The sequence below is a fragment of the Nocardioides yefusunii genome (assembly GCF_004014875.1).
Taxonomy (GTDB): domain Bacteria; phylum Actinomycetota; class Actinomycetes; order Propionibacteriales; family Nocardioidaceae; genus Nocardioides; species Nocardioides yefusunii.
Genome location: NZ_CP034929.1, coordinates 2,277,175 through 2,300,589, shown reverse-complemented (window position 1 = coordinate 2,300,589; position 23,415 = coordinate 2,277,175). Strand labels below are relative to the sequence as shown.

Annotated in this window: 20 protein-coding genes; 15 read left to right on the top strand and 5 right to left on the bottom strand. The window is 69.4% G+C overall.

The genetic code is table 11. The features are described 5' to 3' along the window. Nucleotides 1–16: 16 nt before the first annotated feature. Entirely contained in the window at nt 17–1,144 is a 1,128-nt protein-coding gene (locus tag EOV43_RS10445) for an LOG family protein (protein WP_206611310.1), read from the bottom strand. 58 nt (nt 1,145–1,202) lie between these two features. On the opposite strand from EOV43_RS10445, the gene EOV43_RS10440 reads away from it, so the two are divergent. After that, nucleotides 1,203–2,747, top strand: a complete 1,545-nt coding sequence (locus EOV43_RS10440; RefSeq protein WP_128221229.1) for a M1 family metallopeptidase — start codon at nt 1,203–1,205, stop codon at nt 2,745–2,747. A gap of 92 nt (nt 2,748–2,839) precedes the next feature. Beyond that, the gene (locus tag EOV43_RS10435; protein ID WP_128222276.1) at nt 2,840–4,735 is read left to right on the top strand and encodes a propionyl-CoA synthetase; all 1,896 of its coding nucleotides are present in this window, start codon (nt 2,840–2,842) and stop codon (nt 4,733–4,735) included. 88 nt (nt 4,736–4,823) lie between these two features. Here the strand turns inward: EOV43_RS10435 and metZ are convergent, their stop codons facing one another. Continuing rightward, entirely contained in the window at nt 4,824–6,029 is a 1,206-nt protein-coding gene (metZ, locus tag EOV43_RS10430; RefSeq protein WP_128221228.1) for an O-succinylhomoserine sulfhydrylase, read from the bottom strand. A gap of 144 nt (nt 6,030–6,173) precedes the next feature. On the opposite strand from metZ, the gene dxr reads away from it, so the two are divergent. The 5 genes from dxr (at nt 6,174) to EOV43_RS10405 (ending at nt 12,699) form a co-directional block, all read left to right on the top strand. Next, a complete protein-coding gene (dxr, locus tag EOV43_RS10425) occupies nt 6,174–7,295 on the top strand; it encodes a 1-deoxy-D-xylulose-5-phosphate reductoisomerase (protein ID WP_239022083.1) in 1,122 nt (373 codons plus the stop codon). Then, nucleotides 7,295–8,659: a M50 family metallopeptidase gene (locus tag EOV43_RS10420; RefSeq protein WP_128221227.1), complete on the top strand. Its 1,365-nt coding sequence runs from the start codon at nt 7,295–7,297 to the stop codon at nt 8,657–8,659. The genes dxr and EOV43_RS10420 overlap by 1 nt, the downstream gene beginning before the upstream one ends. Nucleotides 8,660–8,779: 120 nt before the next feature. Continuing rightward, nucleotides 8,780–9,931 (top strand): flavodoxin-dependent (E)-4-hydroxy-3-methylbut-2-enyl-diphosphate synthase, encoded by a 1,152-nt coding sequence (gene ispG, locus EOV43_RS10415; RefSeq protein ID WP_128221226.1) that lies wholly within the window; start codon nt 8,780–8,782, stop codon nt 9,929–9,931. Between the two features lie 25 nt (nt 9,932–9,956). Further along, nucleotides 9,957–10,820, top strand: a complete 864-nt coding sequence (locus EOV43_RS10410; protein ID WP_239022082.1) for a GNAT family N-acetyltransferase — start codon at nt 9,957–9,959, stop codon at nt 10,818–10,820. 109 nt (nt 10,821–10,929) lie between these two features. Continuing rightward, a complete protein-coding gene (locus EOV43_RS10405) occupies nt 10,930–12,699 on the top strand; it encodes a proline--tRNA ligase (RefSeq protein WP_128221225.1) in 1,770 nt (589 codons plus the stop codon). Nucleotides 12,700–12,939: 240 nt separating this feature from the next. Here EOV43_RS10405 and EOV43_RS10400 read toward each other — a convergent pair whose 3' ends face one another. Together EOV43_RS10400 and EOV43_RS10395 are read right to left on the bottom strand one after the other, a co-directional pair. Continuing rightward, the gene (locus EOV43_RS10400; RefSeq protein ID WP_128221224.1) at nt 12,940–13,398 is read right to left on the bottom strand and encodes a DUF4439 domain-containing protein; all 459 of its coding nucleotides are present in this window, start codon (nt 13,396–13,398) and stop codon (nt 12,940–12,942) included. Continuing rightward, the gene (locus EOV43_RS10395) at nt 13,395–13,964 is read right to left on the bottom strand and encodes a hypothetical protein (RefSeq protein ID WP_128221223.1); all 570 of its coding nucleotides are present in this window, start codon (nt 13,962–13,964) and stop codon (nt 13,395–13,397) included. The genes EOV43_RS10400 and EOV43_RS10395 overlap by 4 nt, the downstream gene beginning before the upstream one ends. A 124-nt stretch (nt 13,965–14,088) precedes the next feature. Between EOV43_RS10395 and rimP the strand changes: the two genes are divergently transcribed. The 8 genes from rimP (at nt 14,089) to EOV43_RS10355 (ending at nt 22,894) form a co-directional block, all read left to right on the top strand. Beyond that, nucleotides 14,089–14,631, top strand: a complete 543-nt coding sequence (gene rimP / locus EOV43_RS10390) for a ribosome maturation factor RimP (RefSeq protein ID WP_128221222.1) — start codon at nt 14,089–14,091, stop codon at nt 14,629–14,631. Next, nucleotides 14,631–15,605, top strand: coding sequence for a transcription termination factor NusA (gene nusA / locus EOV43_RS10385; RefSeq protein ID WP_128221221.1), 975 nt, complete (start codon nt 14,631–14,633; stop codon nt 15,603–15,605). Before rimP ends, nusA begins: the two co-directional genes overlap by 1 nt. Before the next feature lie 123 nt (nt 15,606–15,728). Further along, nucleotides 15,729–16,076 carry a YlxR family protein gene (locus EOV43_RS10380; RefSeq protein ID WP_128222273.1) on the top strand — a complete coding sequence of 116 codons (348 nt, stop codon included), beginning with the start codon at nt 15,729–15,731 and terminating at the stop codon, nt 16,074–16,076. Nucleotides 16,077–16,173: 97 nt separating this feature from the next. Continuing rightward, the gene (infB, locus tag EOV43_RS10375; protein ID WP_128221220.1) at nt 16,174–19,131 is read left to right on the top strand and encodes a translation initiation factor IF-2; all 2,958 of its coding nucleotides are present in this window, start codon (nt 16,174–16,176) and stop codon (nt 19,129–19,131) included. A gap of 150 nt (nt 19,132–19,281) precedes the next feature. Further along, nucleotides 19,282–19,737 (top strand): 30S ribosome-binding factor RbfA, encoded by a 456-nt coding sequence (gene rbfA / locus EOV43_RS10370; RefSeq protein WP_128221219.1) that lies wholly within the window; start codon nt 19,282–19,284, stop codon nt 19,735–19,737. Continuing rightward, the gene (gene truB, locus EOV43_RS10365) at nt 19,734–20,642 is read left to right on the top strand and encodes a tRNA pseudouridine(55) synthase TruB (protein ID WP_239022081.1); all 909 of its coding nucleotides are present in this window, start codon (nt 19,734–19,736) and stop codon (nt 20,640–20,642) included. The genes rbfA and truB overlap by 4 nt, the downstream gene beginning before the upstream one ends. A gap of 80 nt (nt 20,643–20,722) precedes the next feature. Further along, nucleotides 20,723–21,661 carry a bifunctional riboflavin kinase/FAD synthetase gene (locus EOV43_RS10360; RefSeq protein ID WP_164878711.1) on the top strand — a complete coding sequence of 313 codons (939 nt, stop codon included), beginning with the start codon at nt 20,723–20,725 and terminating at the stop codon, nt 21,659–21,661. A 723-nt stretch (nt 21,662–22,384) separates the two neighbouring features. Further along, entirely contained in the window at nt 22,385–22,894 is a 510-nt protein-coding gene (locus tag EOV43_RS10355; protein WP_128221217.1) for a hypothetical protein, read from the top strand. A 213-nt stretch (nt 22,895–23,107) separates the two neighbouring features. Here the strand turns inward: EOV43_RS10355 and EOV43_RS10345 are convergent, their stop codons facing one another. Beyond that, nucleotides 23,108–23,350 (bottom strand): HPr family phosphocarrier protein, encoded by a 243-nt coding sequence (locus tag EOV43_RS10345; RefSeq protein WP_128221215.1) that lies wholly within the window; start codon nt 23,348–23,350, stop codon nt 23,108–23,110. Between the last annotated feature and the right edge of the window lie 65 nt (nt 23,351–23,415).

The window sequence follows — 23,415 nt, the reverse complement described above, 5'->3', positions numbered from 1 at the left end:
ACGGCCCCGGACCTGCTCAGGTCCGGGGCCGTCCGACGATTTCGGCTGCTTCCTCGACCGAGTCGACCAGGTGGACGTGCTTCTCCATGACGCGTCCGCGGGCCAGCGCCTTCAGCAACGGCCAGGCTGGCAGCGTCTCGGTCCAGTACTTCTTGCCGAGCAGCACCATCGGTGCCACCGAGCTCTCGTCGGCGTAGTAGTTCTCGCAGGCGTCCTGGAAGATCTCCTGCACGGTGCCGCCCGCGCCGGGCAGGAACACGATCCCGGCGTCACAGATCTCCAGCAGGATCGCCTCACGGGTGGCGTTGCGGAAGTACTTCGCGATCGCGGTGGCGAACGCGTTCGGCGGCTCGTGGCCGTAGTGCCAGGTCGGGACGCCGAGCGTCTCCCGGGTCGGGGAGAACCGGGTCAGCACGTCGCGCGCGGCGCCCACCCACCCGTCCACGTCGGGGGTGAACGACGGCGCGGCGGCCAGCATCGTCAGGGCTTCGTCGAGGTCGTCGAGGGAGTGGTCCGCCATTCGTCCCCCCACATTGGCGGCCTCCATCGCACCGGGGCCACCACCGGTGGCGACGGTGTGCTCCTGCCCCAGGGCGTGCCCGAGTCGGGCGCCGCCGGCGTAGGCCTTGGTGCCCCGGCCAGCGGCGTGCCCGCCCATCACCCCGACCAGGCTGTGGTTGCTGCGCCAGCGTTCGAGAGCGGCGTCGACGGCGTGGTCGTGCAGGTTGCGGGGGAGTTCTCCGTCGCCCTCACCGTCGAGACCGGTGAGCCCTCCGGCGGTGGCCACGGCCGCGGCGTGCGACCACGCGTAGGCGCGGGCGTCGAGGGAGTCGCGGTACCGCTCGGTGTCGTAGAGCTCGTCGACGGAGTACAGCGAGTCGCGGTCCAGCCGCACCGGGACGCCGGGCACGGTGGGGAAGACGATCGCGCCGCGGGAGCGGACCCGCCGCACCTGCTCGGGGGTGAGCACGCAGCCCACGAAGAGTGCCCCCGAGGGATCGACGGCGTCGAACTGCGCGTCGCACCGGGTCAGGTCGGCCCCCAGCACTCGCCAGCCCGCGAGTGAACGAGCTCCGGAACGGATCCTGTCCTCGAAGTCGGAACGGGTGTGGACGTCGGGCTGTTGTCCTCTGGTCTGTCTCACCCCGAGAACGTAACCGAGGGGGAGTGGGTCCAGGGGTGTCCGGGGGTAGGTTCGCCCCATGACGTCTGACCGCCGCCACTCCCGTCCTGCCCAGCGTCCCGGCGTGCGTCCCGGCGTGCGTCCCGGCGTAGGCATGTGGCGTCGCGCGGCGGCAGGGATCGCGGTGGCGCTGAGCCTGGTGCTGGGCACGGCGCTGGGCACGGGACTGGGCACGGGACTGGGCACGTCGCTCCTGGCGCCTGCGACGGCGGACGCTCCGGCACCGGTCGTCGGCAGCCGCGGCATCGGCGACTCCTACTTCCCGCTCGACGGCAATGGCGGGATCGACGTCCAGCACTACGACGTCAGCAACCGCTACGACTTCGCCTCAGGCACCCTGCGCGGACGCACGGTGCTGACGCTCCGCGCCACCCAGAACCTGAAGTCGTTCAACCTCGACCTGCTCCTCACCCCGACCGCAGTCAGTGTCGGCGGGACGAAGGCGAAGTTCCGCAAGGACGGCAAGCACGAACTCGTCATCACCCCGGCCACTCCGCTCAAGGCCGGGCGCACCGTCAAGGTCGTGGTGCGCCACACGGGAGTTCCGGCGAAGCTCTCCTACCGCGGCAAGAAGAACTTCGTCGCCGACAAGCAGGAGGTCGTCGCGGTCAACGAACCGCACATGGCGCCGTGGTGGTTCGCAGCGAACGACCACCCCAGCGACAAGGCCACCTTCACCGTCGCGGTGAACGTCCCGAAGGGCAAGCAGGCCATCTCCAACGGAGTCCTGAAGTCGAAGAAGGTGTCCGGGAAGCGGGTCACCTGGACCTGGGGATCGAAGGATCCGATGGCGACCTACCTGGCCTTCTTCGTCGCGGGGGACTACACGATCGAACGTGGTCGCACCGACGGCCTGCCGTGGCTCAACGCCGTCTCGAAGAAGCTGCCCGCGAAGCAGCAGAAGCGGGCCCTGAAGCTGCTGCGGCGCTCGGTGTCGGTGATCCGCACCTTGGAGAAGGACCTCGGCCCCTACCCGTACGGCGTCACCGGGGGAGTCTCGGTGGGCTTCGATCTCGGGTTCGCGCTCGAGACCCAGACCCGTCCGGTCTACTGGCCGTTGAGCGGCCACGAGAGCGACGTGGTCGTGCACGAGTTGGCCCACCAGTGGTTCGGGGACGACGTCTCGATCGACCGCTGGAGCGACATCTGGCTCAACGAGGGTTTCGCCTCCTTCATGGAGTACCGCTACGCCGAGCGTCGCGGCGAGAAGGCCGCCGGGAACGCGATGCTCGAGGACTACCACCGTTGGACCGCTGCCTCCGACGACCTGTGGAAGGTCCGCATCGGCGCTCCTGGCGCCGGGAAGGTCTTCGACCAGGCCGTCTACGCCCGCGGGGGCATGGCGGTGCAGGCGTTGCGCAACCGCATCGGGGAGAAGGCGTTCGCGACCCTCCTGCGCACCTGGCTCGCGCGCCATGCCGGCGGCAACGCCTCGGTGGGAGAGTTCACTGCGCTCGCAGAGCAGGTCAGCGGTCAGGACCTGGGTGCGTTCTTCGAGGCGTGGCTGTACGCGCCGAACCGCCCCGCGCGGACGGCTGCCAACGGTTTCGTAGTCACCGGCTGACTCCGGCTGGTCCGGACACACTCGCCGGCGTACCCCCGTTCGGGGGCACAATCGGTGGCCCGTGTTGTCGTCACGATGTGGCGCACGCCACCATGGTGCCCATGACGTACCGCACGGAGTTCGACCGATCCATCGCCGACCCCGAGTCGTTCTGGGGCGAGGCCGCGCGCAGCATCGACTGGTTCCGCAAGCCCACCCGAGTGCTCGACGCCAGCAACCCGCCCCAGTACCGCTGGTTCCCCGACGCCACGCTCAACACCTGCTACAACGCGTTGGACCGGCACGTCATCCGTGGAGCGGCCGAACGCACAGCGATCATCTACGACTCGCCCGTCACCGGCACCAAGCGGGAGATCTCCTACGCCGAACTGCTCGGCGAGGTCGGGGCGTTCGCGGGCGTCCTGCAGCAGCTGGGTGTGGAGAAGGGCGACCGTGTCGTCATCTACATGCCGATGATCCCCGAGGCCGTCGTGGCGATGCTGGCCTGCGCCCGGGTCGGTGCGGTGCACTCGGTGGTCTTCGGCGGGTTCGCGCCGCACGAGCTGGCACTGCGCATCGACGACGCCCAGCCCAAGGTCGTGGTGACCGCTTCCTGCGGCATCGAGCCGAACCGCACCATCGCCTACAAGCCGCTCCTGGACCGGGCCCTCGAGCTCGCCGAGCACCAGGTGCCGGCCGTGGTCGTGAAGCAGCGTCCTCAGGTCACTGCTGAGCTCGACCCCGAGCGCGACCTCGACTGGAACGCCGCGATGCACGCTGGCTACCAGCAGCCCGGAGCCTGCGTCGAGGTGGACGCGACCGACCCGCTCTACATTCTCTACACCTCCGGAACCACCGGGAAGCCGAAGGGCATCGTCCGCGACAACGGCGGTCACGCGGTCGCGATGGCCTGGTCGTTCCCGAACATCTACGACTGCGGCGCCGGTGACGTCTGGTGGGCGGCCTCCGACGTCGGATGGGTCGTGGGCCACTCCTACATCGTCTACGCCCCGCTCATCGCCGGCGCCACGACCGTCCTCTACGAAGGAAAGCCGGTCGGCACCCCTGACCCGGGCGCGTTCTGGCGCGTCATCGCTGAGCACAAGGTGAAGGCGCTCTTCACCGCCCCCACCGCCCTGCGCGCGATCAAGAAGGAGGACGCCGAGGCCGAGCACTTCGCGAAGTACGACACCTCCAGCTTGCAGTCGCTCTTCCTGGCCGGTGAGCGCCTCGACCCCGACACCTACGACTGGGCGAGCGAGAAGATCGGCGTTCCGGTCGTCGACAACTGGTGGCAGACCGAGACCGGCTGGGCGATCGCTGCGAACCTGCGTGGTCTCGAGCCGATGCCGATCAAGGCCGGATCCCCGACGGTGCCGGTGCCGGGCTTCGACGTCCGTGTCCTCGACGCCAGCGGCGACGAGGTCCCGGCCGGTGAGGAGGGTTCGATCTGCGTCAAGCTTCCGCTCCCGCCCGGCTGCATGACCGGCGTCTGGGGCGACGAGGACCGATTCGTCACCGGCTACCTGAGCGCCTTCGACGGCTACTACCTCTCCGGGGACGGCGGTCGTGTCGACTCCGACGGCTACGTCTACGTCATGGGTCGCACCGACGACGTCATCAACGTCGCAGGCCACCGCCTCTCCACCGGCGCGATGGAGGAGGTCCTCGCTCGCCACCCGGCCGTCGCCGAGTGCGCCGTGATCGGTGTCGCCGACACTCTCAAGGGCCAGCTGCCGCGCGGTTTCGTGGTCCTCAAGGACGGTGCGGACGTCGACCCTGACGAGCTCGCCGCCGAACTGGTCGCCAAGGTCCGGGCCGAGATCGGTGCCGTGGCCGCGTTCAAGGAGGTCGTCGTCGTGCAGGGCCTGCCCAAGACCCGCAGTGGCAAGATCCTGCGCCGCACCATGCGTGACATCGCGGACGGCAAGGAGACCAAGGTGCCCGGCACCATCGAGGACGCCGGGGTGCTCGACGTCCTGCGTCCGGTGCTGCGTCCCCAGAGCTGACCGCGCCCGAGCCGCTCATGACGAAGGCCCCCGAGCACCTGCTCGGGGGCCTTCGTCATGGCAGTCGTGGCTGTGGTGCCGGGGAGGCTCAGAGCTTCTCGAGCGCCTGTGCGAGGTCAGCGATCAGGTCGCGAGAGTCCTCCAGGCCGATCGAGAACCGCACGGTGCCGTCGGTGATGCCGGCAGCGGCACGGCCTTCGGGGCCGATCCGGCGGTGCGTGGTGGTGGCCGGGTGGGTCACCAGCGACTTGGCGTCACCGAGGTTGTTGGAGATGTCGAAGATCGCCAGGGAGTCCATGAACTTGAACGCCTCGGCCTGACCGGCGGCCAGCTTCACCGCAACGACGGTGCCGCCACCGGTGAGCTGCTTGGCGACCAGGTCCTTCTGCGGGAAGGAGTCCAGGAGGGGGTAGATCGTGGTGTCCACCTTGGGGTGGGCCTCCAGGAAGCGGGCCACCGCCTCGGCGTTCTCGGCCATCCGGCGCACGCGCAGGTCGAGGGTCTCGAGACCCTTGAGCAGCACCCACGCGTTGAACGGCGACATCGAGGGACCGAGGTTGCGCAGCAGCATCTCGATCTTGGCGATGTAGTCGACCGTGCCGAGCACGGCACCGCCCAGGACCCGGCCCTGGCCGTCGATGTGCTTGGTGGCGGAGTAGACGACCACGTCGGCGCCCTGGGTCAGCGGCTTGGAGAAGACCGGGGTGGCGAAGACGTTGTCGACGATCACCGTCGCACCGGCGGCGTGGGCCAGCTCGGCGACGACCTCGATGTCGACCATCGCGAGCAGCGGGTTCGACGGGGTCTCGAAGAGCACCGCCTGCGTGGGCACCGACAGCGCCTCGGCCCAGGCGTCGTTGTCGGTGGGGTCCACCAGTACGCACTCGACGCCCCACTGGGGGAAGAACTCGTTGACGACGTAGATGATCGCGCCGAACATCGAGCTGGAGGCGACGACGCGGTCACCCTGCTTGAGCAGCACGGCGAGGGAGGCGAAGATCGCCGACATGCCCGACGCGGTGGCCTTGCAGTCCTCGGCGCCCTCGAGGGTCGCGAGGCGTTCCTCGAACATGCGCACCGTGGGGTTGGTGTAGCGCGAGTACACGTAGTGGTCGACCTCGCCGGCGAACGTGTCGGCGGCCTCCTGTGCGGAGGAGAAGACGTAGCCACTGGTGAGGAAGAGACCCTCGGAGGTCTCGGCGAACTCGCTGCGTGCCACTCCGGCCCGCACGGCCTGGGTGGCCGGGTGCCAGGAGGGCTGCTCGTTCAGGGGGGTGTTGGCGTCGTCACTCATGTTTCCAAGGTTCTCACCTGTCACGGAGCGGTCTCGAAAGTGGTGCGATCCGCGAACATGCGACGTGTGCCGCGCCACGTCCCGTACCCCGACGCCCCGGACGTGGACGCGTCGCGGGCCGGGGGCGGTGGGAGACTTCCTCGGGTGAAGCGACGCGACGTGGTCATCCTCGGCAGCACCGGCTCGATCGGCACCCAGGCCCTCGACCTGGTCCGGGCCAACCCGGACCGGTTCCGGGTGGTCGGACTCACCGCCGGAGGATCCAACCCTGAACTGTTCGACACCCAGGTCAAGGAGTTCGCCCCGGCGTACTCGGGTCTGGGAGAGGACGCCTCGGTGGAGGCGGCCGGGATGGCTGCCGACGTGGTGCTCAACGGCATCACCGGTGCCGTCGGTCTGCGCCCCACCCTGGCGGCACTCGACGCCGGCACGACGCTGGCGTTGGCCAACAAGGAGTCGCTGATCATGGGCGGCGAGGCCGTGACGCGTCGTGCGAAGCCCGGCCAGATCGTCCCCGTCGACTCCGAGCACTCCGCGATCGCTCAGTGCCTGCGCTCGGGGGAGCAGCGTGAGGTCCGCAAGCTCGTCCTCACCGCGTCGGGCGGCCCCTTCCGCGGCCGTACCCGCGACGAGCTGACGCAGGTCACCGTCGCCGAGGCACTCAACCACCCCACGTGGGCGATGGGACCGGTCATCACGATCAACTCCGCCACCCTGGTCAACAAGGGTCTGGAGGTGATCGAGGCGCACCTGCTCTTCGACGTGCCGTTCGACGACATCGAGGTGACGGTGCACCCCACCTCGGTGGTGCACTCGATGGTCGAGTTCGTCGACGGTTCCACGATCGCGCAGGCGTCCCCGCCCACCATGCACATCCCGATCGCGCTCGGCATGGCCTGGCCCGAGCGGGTCCCGCACGCCGCGGCGTCGGTGGACTGGACCAAGGCACACACCTGGCAGTTCTTCCCCCTCGACGACGACGCGTTCCCCGCAGTCCGTCTGGCCCGCGAGGCCGGCGCCCGGGGACGCACCGCGCCTGCGGTCTACAACGCCGCCAACGAGGTCGCCGTCCAGGCGTTCCGCGACGAGCAGATCGGCTTCGTCGACATCCTCACCGTCGTCGAGGACACGCTCACCGTTCACGACGTAGGCTCGAACGCGCAGCCGATGGAGGTCGACGACGTCCTGGCTGCTGACACGTGGGCCCGCAGCGAAGCGTCGCGTCGGGTGCAGGCCCTCGCAGCCGAACGGGAGACCCAGCACTGATGACCGCCCTGCTCTACACCGTCGGAGTGCTGCTCTTCGCACTCTCCTTGGTCGTCTCGATCGGGTTGCACGAGCTGGGTCACATGATCCCGGCCAAGAAGTTCGGTGCGAAGGTGACGCAGTACTTCGTCGGCTTCGGTCCGACGGTGTGGAGCAAGCAGGTCGGCGAGACCGAGTACGGGATCAAGGCGATCCCGCTCGGCGGTTTCGTGAAGATCGTCGGCATGCTGCCGCCCGGTGCCGAGGAACTGGCCGAGGAGGTCGGGACCGACGCCGAGGGCAACCAGGTGCTGCGGATCCGCAAGTCCAACACCGGCATGTTCACCCAGTTGGTCTCCGACGCCCGCGCAGCGGAGTGGGAACTCGTCCAGCCCGGTGACGAGGAGCGCCTCTTCTACCGCCTCCCGTGGTGGAAGAAGGTGATCGTCATGGGCTCCGGCCCGGCGGTCAACATCGCCATCGCCTTCGCGATCTTCGTCCCCGTCTTCGCCACCTACGGCAATTCTTCCGACGTGCGCACCGTCCCGGTCGTCTCCGACGTCTCGGCCTGCGTGGTCCCGGCTGCCGAGAACGGCCGTGAGTGCACCGACGCCGACCCGGTCGCCCCGGCCAAGCAGGCCGGGATCGAGGTGGGCGACGAGATCGTCTCCTTCAACGGCGTTCCGGTCGGCGCCTGGGAGGACGTGCAGCGCGAGATCCGGGCCAACGACGACGGCGCGGCCACGATCGTGGTGCTGCGCGAGGGCCGTGAACTCTCCCTGACCACCAACACCACCGTCACGAGCCGGCCCACCGTGGGCGCCGACGGCCTGGCGGACGGCCAGGGCACCGTCGAGGTCGGATTCCTCGGCGTCAGCCCCACCACCGAACTCGTCACCGGCGGCGTGGGCTACACGGTCTCCCAGATGGGAGACATGACCGTCAACACCCTCGAGGCCCTGGCGCACATGCCGGCCAAGGTGTGGGGCGTGGCGAAGGCGATCGTCGGTCTGGAGGAGCGTGACCCGATGGGGCCGGTCTCGATCGTCGGTGGTGGTCGTCTGGCCGGTGAGGCCGTCTCCACCCACGAGGTCCCGGTCACCGACCGTGCGGTCTTCCTGCTGATGCTGATCGCGGGCTTCAACTTCTTCATCGGCATGTTCAACTTCGTGCCGCTGCTCCCGCTCGACGGCGGTCACATCGCCGGTGCCCTCTACGAGGCCGTACGTCGTGGTCTGGCGAAGGTGTTCCGTCGCCCCGACCCGGGCCACTTCGACACCGCCAAGCTGATGCCGGTGGCGTACGTGGTGGGCCTGACGGTGATGGTCATGGGTGTCGTCCTGATCGTCGGTGACCTGGTGGTCCCGGTCTCCATGAACGGCTGAGTGAACAACGGCCAGAACGGCTGAGTGAACGACGGCCAGAACGGCTGACACGTCACACTCGGAAGGGCCAGTGCTCCGGCGACGCGGACAGGCGTGGGGCTCCCCAGTAACCTTGGCGCCATGACGTCCATCGGCCTCGGCATGCCCGCTCTCCCCGCTCCGGTCCTCGCTCCGCGTCGTGCGACGCGTCAGATCCAGGTCGGCTCCGTCGGGGTCGGATCCGAGCACCCGATCTCGGTGCAGTCGATGACGACCACCCCCACCACCGACATCAACGCCACGCTCCAGCAGATCGCCGAGCTGACCGCTGCCGGCTGCGACATCGTCCGCGTGGCCTGCCCCAGCGCCGACGACGCCGAGGCACTCCCGGCGATCGCGAAGAAGTCGCAGATCCCGGTCATCGCCGACATCCACTTCCAGCCCAAGTACGTGTTCGCCGCGATCGAGGCCGGTTGTGCCGCGGTCCGCGTCAACCCGGGCAACATCAAGAAGTTCGACGACCAGATCAAGGAGATCGCCAAGGCCGCCACCGACCACGGCACCTCGATCCGGATCGGCGTCAACGCCGGCTCGCTCGACAAGCGGATCATGGACAAGTACGGCAAGGCGACCCCCGAGGCGCTCGTCGAGTCCGCGATCTGGGAGGCCAGCCTCTTCGAGGAGCACGGCTTCCGTGACTTCAAGATCTCGGTCAAGCACAACGACCCCGTCGTCATGGTCCGCGCTTACGAGCTGCTGGCTGCGGCCGGCGACTGGCCGCTGCACCTCGGCGTCACCGAGGCCGGTCCGGCGTTCCAGGGCACCATCAAGTCGGCCACCGCGTTCGGTGCACTGCTGAGCCAGGGCATCGGCGACACCATCCGCGTCTCCCTCTCGGCCCCGCCGGTCGAGGAGGTCAAGGTGGGTCGCGCGATCCTGGAGTCGCTCAACCTCAAGCCGCGTCGTCTCGAGATCGTCTCCTGCCCGTCCTGCGGCCGCGCACAGGTGGACGTCTACACCCTCGCCGAGCAGGTCACGGCCGGCCTGGAGGGCATGGAGGTGCCGCTGCGCGTCGCCGTCATGGGGTGTGTCGTCAACGGTCCCGGTGAGGCCCGTGAGGCCGACCTCGGTGTCGCCTCGGGCAACGGCAAGGGCCAGATCTTCGTCAAGGGCGAGGTCATCAAGACCGTCCCGGAGTCCCAGATCGTCGAGACCCTGATCGAGGAGGCCATGCGCCTCGCCGAGGGCATGGAGCCCGTCGAGGGTTCCAGCGCCTCGGTCAGCGTCTCCTGACGCCCACCCTGAACACCTCGACGACGTGACCAGCATCGACGCCCGGACCTCCGTGGACGGGGTCGTGGTCCTGGGGCCCGACGACATGGCCGCCTTCTTGGCGGTCACCCGTCGGGACCCGGTGGTCAACGTCTTCCCCGAGTACCGCGGGCGCTCCACCCACCTCGACCCCCGTTGGCTCGGGGGCGAGGTGTGGGGCCGGTTCGTCGACGGCACCCTGGTCGCGGCGCTGCACGTCGGGGCGAACGCCGTCCCGATCTCCTGCGACGCAGAGTCGGCGGGCGTCTTCGCGGCCCGGATGCGGGCCCTGCCGCGTCGTTCCTGCACCTTGGTCGGCCCACGTTCCTCGGTCGAGGTGCTGTGGGAAGGCCTCCGGGACCTCTGGGGTGAGCCCCGAGACGTCCGCTGGGACCAGCCGCACCTCGAGATCCGCACCGCACCGGCGATCGTCCCGGATCCGTCGGTCCGTCTGGTCGAGCCGCACGAGCTGGAGGCGCTCTACCCGGCCTGCGTGGCGATGTACACCGAGGAGGTCGGCGTCTCGCCCGAGGCCGGCGGCAACGACGAGCTCTACCGTGCTCGGGTGCGGCAGCTGATCGGACGTCGGTGGTCGTTCGCCCGCTTCGGCGAGGACGGCCGCGTCGAGTTCAAGGCCGAGGTGGCCTGCGCGTCCCCGTACGCCGCCCAGGTCCAGGGCGTGTGGGTCCGACCGGACCTGCGCGGACGCGGCATCGCCGCACCGGCCACCGCTGCCGTCGTGCAGCTGGCCCGCACCCGGATCGCTCCGGTGGTCTCGCTCTACGTCAACGACTTCAACCACGCCGCCCGTGCGGCCTACACGAAGGTCGGTTTCACCCACACCGCGACGTTCTCCACCGTCATGTTCTGAGCCCTGTCGCGGTCCTCGTCGTCACGGCGGTGTCTGACCGGCCACGTCGATGTGGGTCTGGGACGTGGCGGGTTCACGCCGCCGGGAGCCGCGCCGTTAGCCTGATCCCATGATCATGCGGATGTCCCAGCTCTTCGTCCGAACCCTCCGGGACGACCCGGCCGACGCGGAGGTCCCGAGCCACAAGCTGCTCGTGCGCGCCGGTTACGTGCGGCGTGCCGCGCCGGGCATCTACACCTGGCTGCCGCTGGGTCTGAAGGTGCTGCGCAACATCGAGAACATCATCCGTGAGGAGATGAACGCGATCGGCGCCCAGGAGATGCTGTTCCCCGCTCTCCTGCCCAAGGAGCCCTACGAGGCCACCGGGCGCTGGGACGACTACGGCGACAACATCTTCCGCCTCAAGGACCGCAAGGGCGGCGACTTCCTCCTCGGCCCCACCCACGAGGAGATGTTCACCCTGGCGGTCAAGGACATGTACTCGTCCTACAAGGACCTCCCGCTCTCGATCTACCAGATCCAGACCAAGTACCGCGACGAGGCACGTCCGCGCGCCGGCGTCCTGCGTGGTCGCGAGTTCGTCATGAAGGACTCCTACTCCTTCGACCACAACCAGGCCGGTCTGGACGCCTCCTACGCCGCGCACCGCGCCGCCTACATCCGCATCTTCGACCGTCTCGGCTTCGAGTACGCCGTCGTGAAGGCGACCGCCGGTGCCATGGGTGGCTCCGCCTCGGAGGAGTTCCTGGCCAAGGCCGCCGTCGGTGAGGACACCTACGTCCAGTGCTCGCACTGCGACTACGCCGCCAACGTCGAGGCCGTCGCCGTGCGTGTCCCGGCCGAGGTCGACGCCGCTGCCGCTCCGGCCGCCGAGGTCGTCGACACCCCCGACTGCGCCACCATCGACGCCCTGGTCGCCCACCTCAACGCCGCCCAGCCGCGTGCGGACCGTCCGTGGACCGCCGGTGACACCCTCAAGAACGTCCTGGTCGTCTTCAAGCACCCCGACGGCACCCGCGAGCCCGTCGCGATCGCCGTCCCCGGCGACCGCGAGGTCGACGCCAAGCGCCTCGAGGGCCAGATCGAGCCCATCGAGGTCGAGGCCTTCGACGAGTCCGAGTTCCGCAAGCACCCCTCGCTGGTCAAGGGTTACATCGGCGCCGGCGTGCTCGGCACCGAGAACGCCTCCGGCATCCGTTACCTCCTCGACCCGCGCGTCGTGGCCGGCACCTCCTGGGTGACCGGTGCCGACGTCGACGGCAAGCACGTCGTCGGTCTGGTCGCCGGCCGCGACTTCAACGGCGACGGCTTCATCGAGGCCGCCGACGTCCGTGACGGCGACGCCTGCCCGTCCTGCGACGAGGGCTCGCTCTCGACCGAGCGCGGCATCGAGATGGGTCACATCTTCCAGCTCGGTACCCGTTACGCCGAGGCCCTGGGCCTCAAGGTCCTCGACGAGAACGGCAAGCTCGTCACCGTCACCATGGGCTCCTACGGCATCGGCGCCTCGCGTGCTGTCGCGGCGATCGCCGAGAACACCCTCGACGAGATCGGCCTGGCCTGGCCGCGCGAGATCGCCCCGGCCCAGGTGCACGTCGTCGCTGCCGGAAAGGGCGAGGAGATCTTCGCCGAGGCCGAGCGCATCGCCACCGAGCTCGACGCCGTCGGCATCGAGGTCATCTACGACGACCGCGCCGGCAAGATCAGCCCCGGAGTGAAGTTCAAGGACGCCGAGCTCATCGGTGTCCCGACGATCGTCACCGTGGGACGTGGCCTCACCGACGGCAACGTCGACGTCAAGGACCGTGCCACCGGCGAGAAGGCCGAGGTCGCTGCTGCCGACGTCGTCGCTCACCTCGTCACACTGGTGCGTGGCTGATCATCGTCTGAACGCGTTCACGACGCAGGGCCTCGACCGGATCGCCGGTCGGGGCCCTGTGTCATTCCCTGTGTCATTCCCGGAGAAGCACCACGGGAGCACATCGTCGGCCGCACTGTTCCGCTGGGCGGAACGAATGCGGCACAGTGGGGTCCGGGGCCGACGCTGACCGGCTCCGGCGGGCCCTGCGACGGGCGCGTGGGGGAGATCTCGGGACTTCCCCACGCGCCCGCAGGCCCGTCAGGCGAGCAGGTCCGGAGCGCCGGGGAACGGTGTCGCGTCGGCGCCCCAGCGCAGCAGTGTCGACGCGGTCTCGGCCAACGTCATCACCGCCCAGTCGCGGGCCTCGGCCGTGGTGGCTGCGACCTGTGCGGCGTACGTCTGGGCGCACCGCTCCTCGGCCTCCAGGCCGGCGGCCCGGACGAGGTCCGCGGTGGAGGCCTCGGGCAGGGCGTAGGCGGGCTCGGCAGCGACCGGCTGGGCCCCCTGGGTGCGCACCATCACCATCAGCTGCTCGCGACGACCCCGGTGCACCTGGTACTGCTCGCGCAGCAGCGCAGCGAGCTCGGGTTCACGCGAGGCCGACGTCATGCCTCCCAGAGCCGTGAACAGGTGCACGACGGCGTGTTCGGCAGCGAGGGTCTGCTGCAGGGCGTCGAGTGCGGTCGGCTCGCTCCGGGGCGTGGGGGAGTCGGTCACGGAGTGCCGTCCTTCGTCTTCGAGTTCGGGGTCAGTGCCACGAGGTGCTGGGAGACGCCGGCCGCGGCTGACGCGAGCAGGCGCGCGAAGGCACCGCTGGTGGTGCGCCCCGCGGCGTCGGAGAGCAGCGTCTGGTGCGTCTGCGCCTCCTGGTGCAGCACGGCCACGCCGACGGCAGGCGCCGGTGCGGCACTCGGTGCCGTCGTCGGCGTCGCACCGGCGGAGGCAGAGGCGTCCGGGGCGGGGTCGGTGGTGAAGCGGTCGAGGTGGGACTGCAGGGCGTCGCCGAGAGCGGTCAGGGCTCGTTCGCGACGCGGCTTGACCGCGCCTGCTGCGACGGTGGCGCGGACCCGGTCGAGCAGTACCCGGGTGGAGTCGGTGACCTCGTCCAGGATCGCCTGGTCCTCGCTCGCCGTCGGGCTCTCAGGGCCGGTGTCACCGGAGTCGAGGAGGTCGCAGCCCGCGGTCAGTGTGAGCGGGAGCGTGAGCGTGCTCACTCCCAGGGTGGTCAGCAGGCGGCGGCGACTCGGGCCGGTGCGGGCGGAACGAGGCAGGCTGGGGGTCACGAGGCAGAGCCTAGGTCACCTCGGGCGCCCCTCCTGACTCCGCCACGAGGCTCCTCGCGAGGTGCTCCGCCGCGGTCACGAGGGTTATGGTTGCTGCAACAACAGAACAAGGAGGTCGATACCGGTGAGCAACACCAGAACCGATGAGAAGAGGGAGCGCATCGCGCAGACCCTCACCGACCCCCTCGCTGCACTCGGCCTCGATCTCGAGGCCGTCGAACTCTCCGCTGCCGGCAAGCGCAGCGTGCTCCGCATCGCGGTCGACAAGGACGGCGGCGTCACGATGGACGACGTCACCGACGCGACCCGTGCGGTCAACGAGATCCTGGACGCCGACGGCGTCATGGGTGAGACGCCCTACCTGCTCGAGGTCACCTCGCGCGGTGTGGACCGTCCCCTGACCCTGGAGCGCCACTGGCGCCGCAACGCGGACCGACTCGTGAAGGTGACCCTCGTCGAGGGCGGCACCTTCGAGGGACGGATCGGCGCTGCCGAGGCCGAGAAGGTGACCCTGGACGTCGACGGTGCGCAGCGCGAGCTGCTGTACGCCGACGTGGCCAAGGCGCTGGTGCAGGTGGAGTTCAACCGCAAGACGGTGAAGGACGACGTCGAGGACGCGGACGACCTCGACGATGACGAGTACGTGGACGAGGGCGAGGACGACTGATGGACATCGATCTTGGCATCCTGAGGATGCTCGAGCGCGAGAAGGGCATCTCCTTCAACGTGCTGGTGGAAGCGATCGAGCAGGCTCTCCTGACGGCCTACACCAAGACCCCCGGAGCACAGGACCGTGCCCGGGTGCAGCTGGACCGCAAGACCGGCAAGGCAGTCGTGCTGGCCGTCGAGACCGACGACGACGGTCGTTTCGTCGGCGAGTTCGACGACACCCCGGCCGACTTCGGTCGCATCGCCGCCACCACGGCGAAGCAGATCATGATGCAGCGTCTGCGTGACGCCGAGGACGACATCAAGTTCGGCGAGTTCGCCGGACGCGAGGGCGACATCATCTCCGGCACGATCCAGCAGGGTCTCAACCCGGACGACATCATGGTCGACCTGGGTCGGCTCGAGGCGATCATTCCCGCCGGTGAGCGAGTTCCGGGCGAGGACTACTCCCACGGCACCCGCATCAAGACCGTCGTCGTGTCGGTCCGCAAGGGCATGCGCGGCCCGCAGATCACCCTGTCGCGCACCCACCCCAACCTGGTGAAGCGCCTCTTCGCGCTCGAGGTCCCCGAGATCGCCGACGGCACCGTCGAGATCGCGGCGATCGCTCGCGAGGCCGGCCACCGCACCAAGATCGCGGTGCACTCCACCGTTCCCGGCGTGAACGCCAAGGGTGCCTGCATCGGCCCGATGGGTTCGCGCGTGCGCAACGTGATGAACGAACTCCAGGGCGAGAAGATCGACATCGTGGACTGGTCCGAGGACCCGGCCGCACTGGTCGCCCACGCCCTCTCGCCCGCCCGCGTGAACAAGGTCGAGATCCTCGACCGCGCCGCACGCACCTGCCGCGTCGAGGTCCCGGACTTCCAGCTGTCCCTGGCGATCGGCAAGGAGGGCCAGAACGCCCGCCTCGCCGCCCGCCTGACCGGCTGGAAGATCGACATCCGGTCCGACGAGGCCGAGAACGACTGAGGCCGTCGTGGCGACGCGCCACGCCCGGGAGCCAGCACTCGTGCGCCCGGGCGTGGCGTCCGCCGCCCAGTTCGGTCATCAGTGGGTGAGCGCGGTAGGCTGCCCCCGGTGGTATCCAAGACGATGATTCAGACGCCCGGTCCGGTGAGGACCTGTGTGGGTTGTCGTCGACGAGCCGCCAAGAGCGAACTGGTGCGCGTGGTTGCGGGCACCGGGTCGGACGGCCGGTCGGCCGTCCTCCCCGACCTCACCGCCACCGCACCCGGTCGCGGGGCGCACGTTCACCCCGCGGTCGAGTGTCACGAACTCGCCGAGCGTCGGCGGGCCTACTCCCGGGGCCTGAGGGTCCAGGGGCAGCTCGACGCCAGCCCGGTGGGTGAGCACATCATCGCCCTGACCGAAGGGGTCGTCGTCAGCGACGGTGACCCTCCGCAGAACGACCGACCAGAAACTGGAGCAGGCAGCTCATGAGCACTCGATGAGTACTTTCCGATGAGCCAGCACCACCACTAACGGTCCGAGACGACACCCCTCCCGGGGCTCGGGCCAGAAGGAGCAACGTACAAACGTGGCCAAGACCCGAGTCCACGAACTCGCCAAGGAGTTCGGTGTCGAGAGCAAGGTTGTTCTCGAGAAGCTCAAGGAGATGGGTGAGTTCGTCAAGTCGGCATCGTCGACCGTCGAGCCCCCCGTCGAAATGCGTTTCAAGAAGCAGTTCGGTGAGCAGTTGAAGACCTCCGAGTCCTCCTCCACCGGCGCCGCTGCGGCCACCCCCGCAGCCCCCGCGGCCAAGCCGGCCGCACCCAAGCCCGGCCCGGCTGCACCCAAGCCCGGCCCTGCTGCCCCGAAGCCGACCCCGGCTCCGGCTGCCCCCAAGGCTCCCGCCGCCGAGAAGCCGGCTCCGGCTCCCGTCGCCGAGAAGCCCGTCGCTGAGAAGGCGGCCCCGGCCGCCGAGAAGCCGGCCCCGGCGCCTGCTGCTCCCGCTGCCCCGAAGCCGGCTGCTGCCGAGCCCAAGGCTGCCGGTGCTCCGCGTCCCGGCCCGAAGCCCGGCCCCAAGCCGGCTCCGGCCCCCGCTCCGCGTGAGAACCGCAACGAGCGTTCCGACCGTGGCGAGGGTGGCGCTCCGCGCCCCGGCGCCCCGGCTCGCAAGTCGCCGGCCCCGCGTCCGGTCGGCAAGCCCGGTGCCCCGCGCCCCGGCAACAACCCCTTCGCTCCCTCCCAGGGCATGGGCCGCTCGCGCGGTCCCCAGGGTGGCGGCCAGGGTGGCAACGACGAGAACCGTCCGCCGCGTCCCCCGTCGGCTCGTGGCGAGGGTGGCGCTCCGCGTCCCGGTGGCGCTCCGCGTCCCGCCGGTGGCGGCATGCCGCGCCCGAACCCGGCCATGATGCCGAAGTCCCCGGCCGCGTTCGGTCGCGGTCCGAGCGGTGCTCCGGCCCGTCCGGGCGGCCCTGGCCGTCCCGGTGGTGCCGGTCGTCCCGGTCCCGGTGGCGCTGGCCGTCCCGGTGCCGGTGGTGGCGCTGGTGCCGGTCGTCCCGGTGGCTTCTCCAACGGTCCCGCCCGCCCCGGTGGCGGCGGCAACCGTCCCGGCCAGCGCGGTCAGACCCAGGGTGCCTTCGGTCGCCCCGGCGGCCCGTCGCGTCGCGGTCGCAAGTCGAAGCGCGCTCGTCGTCAGGAGTTCGAGGCCATGCAGGCCCCGACCATCGGCGGCGTGCGCGTCCGCAAGGGCGACGGCGAGACGATCCGTCTTGCCCGCGGTTCGTCCCTGACGGACTTCGCGGAGAAGATCAACGTCGACCCCGCAGCACTCGTGCAGATGCTTTTCTCGCTCGGCGAGATGGTGACCGCCACCCAGTCCGTGGGTGACGAGACCCTGGAGCTGATCGGCGAGGAGCTGAACTACAACGTTCAGGTCGTCTCCCCGGAGGACGAGGACCGCGAGCTCCTCGAGTCCTTCTCGCTCGAGTTCGGCGCCGACGAAGGCGACGAGGACGACCTCGTCCACCGTCCGCCGGTCGTCACCGTCATGGGTCACGTCGACCACGGTAAGACCCGCCTCCTGGACGCCCTTCGCAATGCGAACGTGGGCGGCAAGGAAGCCGGTGGCATCACCCAGCACATCGGTGCCTACCAGGTCACCACCGAGGTGGACGGCAACGAGCGTCGCATCACCTTCATCGACACCCCCGGTCACGAGGCGTTCACCGCCATGCGTGCCCGTGGTGCTCAGGCCACCGACATCGCGATCCTCGTGGTCGCTGCTGACGACGGTGTCATGCCGCAGACGGTCGAGGCGCTCAACCACGCCAAGGCCGCTGGCGTCCCGATCGTGGTCGCGGTCAACAAGATCGACAAGCCGGACTCCGACCCGACCAAGGTTCGTGGCCAGCTGACCGAGTACGGCCTCGTCCCCGAGGAGTACGGCGGCGAAGCGATGTTCGTCGACGTCTCGGCCAAGTCCGAGCTCAACCTCGACAAGCTGCTCGAGGCCGTCGTCCTCACCGCGGACGCGTCCCTCGACCTGCGTGCCAACCCGAACCAGGACGCACAGGGTCTGGTCGTCGAGGCCAACCTCGACCGCGGTCGCGGTCCCGTTGCCACGATCCTCGTCCAGCGCGGAACGCTCCGCGTCGGCGACTCGATCGTTGCCGGTCCGGCCCACGGCCGTGTCCGCGCGATGCTCGACGAGCACGGCGACGAGATCACCGAGGCCGACCCGTCGCGCCCCGTCATGGTGCTCGGTCTGTCCGCCGTCCCCGGCGCCGGTCAGAACTTCATCGTGGTCGAGGACGACCGTATGGCTCGCCAGATCGCTGAGAAGCGCGAGGCACGTGAGCGTGCGGCCATGCAGGCCAAGCGTCGCGTCCGCCGCACCCTCGAGGACTTCATGGCTTCCATGGAGAAGGGCGAGAGCCAGGAGCTCAACCTCATCCTCAAGGGCGACGTGTCCGGTTCGGTCGAGGCTCTCGAGGACTCGCTGGCCCAGATCGACGTCGGCGACGAGGTCACTCTGCGCGTCATCGACCGTGGCGTCGGTGCGATCACCGAGACCAACGTCGACCTGGCTGCCGCCTCCGACGCGATCATCATCGGTTTCAACGTCCGGCCCCAGGGCAAGGCGGAGAAGATGGCGGACAAGGAAGGTGTCGAGATTCGTTACTACTCGGTCATCTACCAGGCCATCGAAGAGATCGAGGCCGCGCTCAAGGGCATGCTCAAGCCGGAGTACGAGGAGGCCCGTCTGGGCCAGGCCGAGATCCGCGAGATCTTCCGTTCCTCCAAGGCCGGAAACATCGCGGGTGTCATGGTCACCGACGGTTCCATCCGTCGCAACGCCAAGGTCCGCATCATCCGCGACAAGAACGTCATCGCGGACAACCTGGACCTCGCCTCGCTCCGCCGCGAGAAGGACGACGCCTCCGAGATCCGCGAGGGCTTCGAGGGTGGTCTGGTGCTCAAGAACTTCCAGGACATCAAGATCGGCGATGTCGTGGAGTCGTTCGAGATGCGCGAGATCCCGCGCAGCTGATCCACTGTTCGAGTCGGCGCCAGTCGCAAGGCTGGCGCCGACTCGGCATTTCAGGCCCACCCACGTGGGCCGTCCGCAACACCCCGAACCATCTGTCCCGCGTGTCCGACCAGGATGCGCGGGACGGTCTTCACGAGAGAGAGTGGAGCCATGAGCAGCCCCCGAGTTCGCAAGATCGCCGACCGCATCAAGGTCATCGTCGCCGAGATGCTCGAGCGTCGAATCAAGGACCCGCGCATCGGGTTCGTCACCGTCACCGACGTGCGCGTCACCGGTGACTCCCAGCATGCCAGCATCTTCTACACCGTCTTCGGTGAGGAGGAGCAGCTTGCCGAGACCGCCGCGGCACTGGAGTCGGCCAAGGGCCTGATCCGTTCCGAGGTCGGCAAGCAGCTGGGCATGCGCATCGTCCCGACGCTGGAGTTCTTCCACGACGCCCTTCCCGAGAACGCTCGCGCCCTCGACGAGGTCCTGGCTCGCGCCAAGGCCGCTGACGCTGCTGTCGCGGCCCAGCGTGAGGGTGCGGCGTACGCCTCCGGCGACGACCCGTACAAGAAGCCCCGCGTCATCGGCGGCGAGGACGAGCAGGACGACGAGGACGCGTGAGCAACAACAGCTCACAGCCCTCTGAGGTGGTCTCCGGGCTCGTCGTCGTCGACAAGCCCGGAGGCATCACCTCACACGGCGTGGTCTCGCGTGTCCGGCGTCTCGCCGGCACCCGCAAGGTGGGCCACGCCGGAACCCTCGACCCGATGGCCACCGGTGTCCTGGTGCTGGGCACCAACCGTGCCACCCGGCTCCTGGGTCACCTGATGCTCACCGACAAGGGGTACGACGCCACCGTCCTGCTGGGCGTGGCCACCACCACCGACGACGCGGAGGGCGAGGTCACCACGACCACCTCGGCGGAGCATCTCACCGAGACGCAGGTCCGCGAGGCGTTGACGCCGTTCGTCGGCGACATCCTTCAGGTGCCCACTGCCGTCTCGGCGATCAAGGTCGACGGCAAGCGTGCCTACGAACGCGTGCGCAACGGCGAGGAGGTCGAGCTCAAGGCTCGCCCCGTCACGGTGCACGGCATCGACGTGCACGCCTTCCGCACGCCCGCCGAGGGCGCTGCCGCCGGGACGGTCGAGCTCGACATCTCCGTTCGCTGCACTTCGGGCACCTACATTCGCGCCATCGCGCGTGACCTCGGTGCCGCGTTGGGCGTCGGCGGCCACCTGACGGCGCTGCGCCGTACTGCGGTGGGCGCCTTCGACCTCGCGACCTCCTCCACGGTGGAGGAGTTGGAGGAGGAGTTCCGCGTCGTCCCGATCGCGGAGGCCGCTCGGATGTCCTTCCCGGCGATCGACCTCGACGCGGAGCAGGAGCGCGAGGTCCGTTACGGGCGTCGCCTCGACCTTGCCGTGGACGCCGTGACGGCTGTCTTCGCGCCGTCGGGTGAGTTCCTTGCCCTCTACGAACCGTCCGGATCCGGGGCAAAGCCGCTGGCGGTCTTCGTCGGATGAGCACCACCCCGGAGCAGCCCGGAGTCTTGTCCTCCGGGGGTGTCGTCACCGTCCCCGAAGTGAAGTGGGAGAGTTCTACCGTGCAGATCTGGCGTCACTTGAACGAGGTTCCCCAGGACCTGGGGCCCACCGTGGTCTCCGTCGGCAACTTCGACGGGGTACACCGGGGGCACCAGCACGTCCTGCGTCGCGCTCGTCAGACCGCGGAGGAGATCGGGGTCGAGACCACTGTGGTGGTCACCTTCGACCCGCACCCGATCGCCGTCCTGCGGCCCGAGCACGCGCCGCCCACCCTGACCAACATCGAGTCGCGGGTCGCGCTGCTGGCTGAGCAGGGCGTCGACGCCGTGCTCGTCCTGCCCTTCGACCGTGAGATCGCGGCCTGGGGCCCGGACGTCTTCATCGACAACGTCATCGTCGGTCCGCTCAAGGCCAAGGCCGTCGTGGTGGGAGCGAACTTCCGTTTCGGCTCCCGGGCCGCCGGCGACGTGGCGCTGCTCAAGGAGGCCGGCGAGCACCTGGGCTTCACCGCCGAGGGCGTGCCTCTCGACGGTGGACCGCAGGTGTGGTCCTCGACCTACGTCCGCAACTGCCTGTCGACCGGCGACGTCGCCGGTGCGGCGGAGGCGTTGGGGCGTCCCTTCACGGTGCGTGGCACCGTCATCAAGGGCGACCAGCGCGGCCGCGAGCTCGGTTTCCCCACCGCCAACGTCCCGATGCCGGCCACCGAAGCCGCGCCCTCCGACGGCGTCTACGCCGGACGCCTGACCCGCCGCGACACGGGGGAGACCTACCCGGCAGCGATCAGCGTCGGCACCAACCCGACCTTCGCCGGTGTGCGTGAGCGCCGGGTGGAGTCCTACGTCCTGGACCGCACCGACCTTGAGCTGTACGGCGTCGAGGTCGACGTGGCGTTCGTGGAGCGTCTGCGCGGAATGGTTGCCTTCGAGGGCATCGAGGCCCTGATCGAGACCATGCACGGCGATGTGGTCAAGGCGCGGGAGATCCTGGGCGCCTGAACGTTCACACAGGGGTCCACCGGCACGACGCTGGTGGGCCCCTGTGTCGTTCCGTGAGGATGCGAACAGGTGTCCGAACAGGAGTGTGGTGTGGACCGACAGAGTGCTGGTGCGCCGGTGTGGCACGCGGCCGGGTGGACAGGTCACGTTCGACATGGGCTCGTGGACGGGGCGGAACGTGTGCACCCACACGTGCGGTCCAGTCGGCGTCCACGACCCGTGAGCACGAGCCGTGAGCACGAGCCGGGCAGGCACACACCACATCCTGGGGATCCATGTCCTTCGACACTCGACGTCAGCGCCTGAACCGTCAGGGCCCGCCACGTCCGGTCGGGGCTCTGCGGCTGGCTGCGGTGAGTGTCGCGGCTCTCGCCGTGGGTGCTGCTGTGCTCTCGCCGACGGCGGCACACGCAGGGCCGGACCACTCGGAGTCTCAGGTGGTGGCGCAGGCCAAGGCCGCGAAGCGTGTCACCCTGAAGACTGCCTATGGCAAGAAGGCCGTCGCGACGGTCAGGGGGAAGAGGTACACCCTCACTTTTGCTGGCAAGAAGGGCGACAAGGTTCGCATCGCCGCGGTCCTTCCCGCGAAGCAGGGCGGTGGGCTGGAGCTTCTCGCCCAGCGCACGCTGCTGGGCCCCAAGGGGAACGCGATCGCCGCCGGCACTGACGGGTACGCGACGCTGAAGCGGTCCGGCACGCACCTCGACGAAGGTGTCGGTCCCGGTGCGGACCGGGTACCAGTACGCCGTGGACGTCAAGGTCGGACCGGGAACGCGGATCGCTCTCTCCGGCGACGCAGAGACGGTCGTGGTCGGCGGCAGGACGTCGAAGGTCGAGCCCCACGGACTCTCGGCCATGAGCACCAGGGGCGAGAGCCTGCCGCGCGGCGGTCATGCCCAACGCGTTCTGGCGACGAACAAGGCGTCCTCGATCCTGCTGTTCACCGAACCGGCAGCAGCAGGCAAGTCCTTCCGCGTCGTGCCGACTCCCGTCCACGACGAGACGATGGTGGTCAGCGGCGACAGCATCGTGGTGCCGGCGCGGTCCGACGGCCTCGAGACGTTGGTCCTGGCCGAGTCAGGAGACGTCCTGTACGGCGACCTCACGGTCCATGCCGCCCCTGGAACGGCGTGGGGATCACCTACGGTCGACCGGTGGTCGGTCCGTACCCCTACGGCTGCAACGGCTGCGGTGAGGAGACGGCCACGACGAACCAGCTGGGCAAGCACGTGACGTCGATCTTCGGCGGTCTGGTCGGCGGCACGGGTGCCGCGGTGTTGATCAGCACCGGCAGCGTCGGCGCCGAGGGCCACTTCGAGCTCTCGATGACCCCGCGAGGTCAGTGAGCACCTGCACGACCCGCCGTACGAACGCGTGAGCCCCCGGAACCTCCACGGTTCCGGGGGCTCACGCCGTGCTGGGCCGGTGCGGCCCTGCCACCTGCTCTCAGGCGTCGTGGTTGAACTCGACGAGCTCGACGATCTTCGCGACCGCTGCCTCGTCGGAGCCGGCGATCTCGAGCACGTCGCCGTGCTGGGCGCCCAGCGTCATCAGCATCAGCGAGGAGGCTGCGTCGACACCGTTGACGGTGACGTCGGAGCCCAGGGCCTCGGCGGCCTCGGCGATGACGGCGGCGGGACGGGCGTGCAGGCCGACGGTCGAACCGACGGTGGCGTTCTTGGTGATCATGCAGGGGGCTCCTGTGCAGGTACTGGTGGACGGATGGGCCGGGGCGAGCCCCGTGGGGTGCCGGG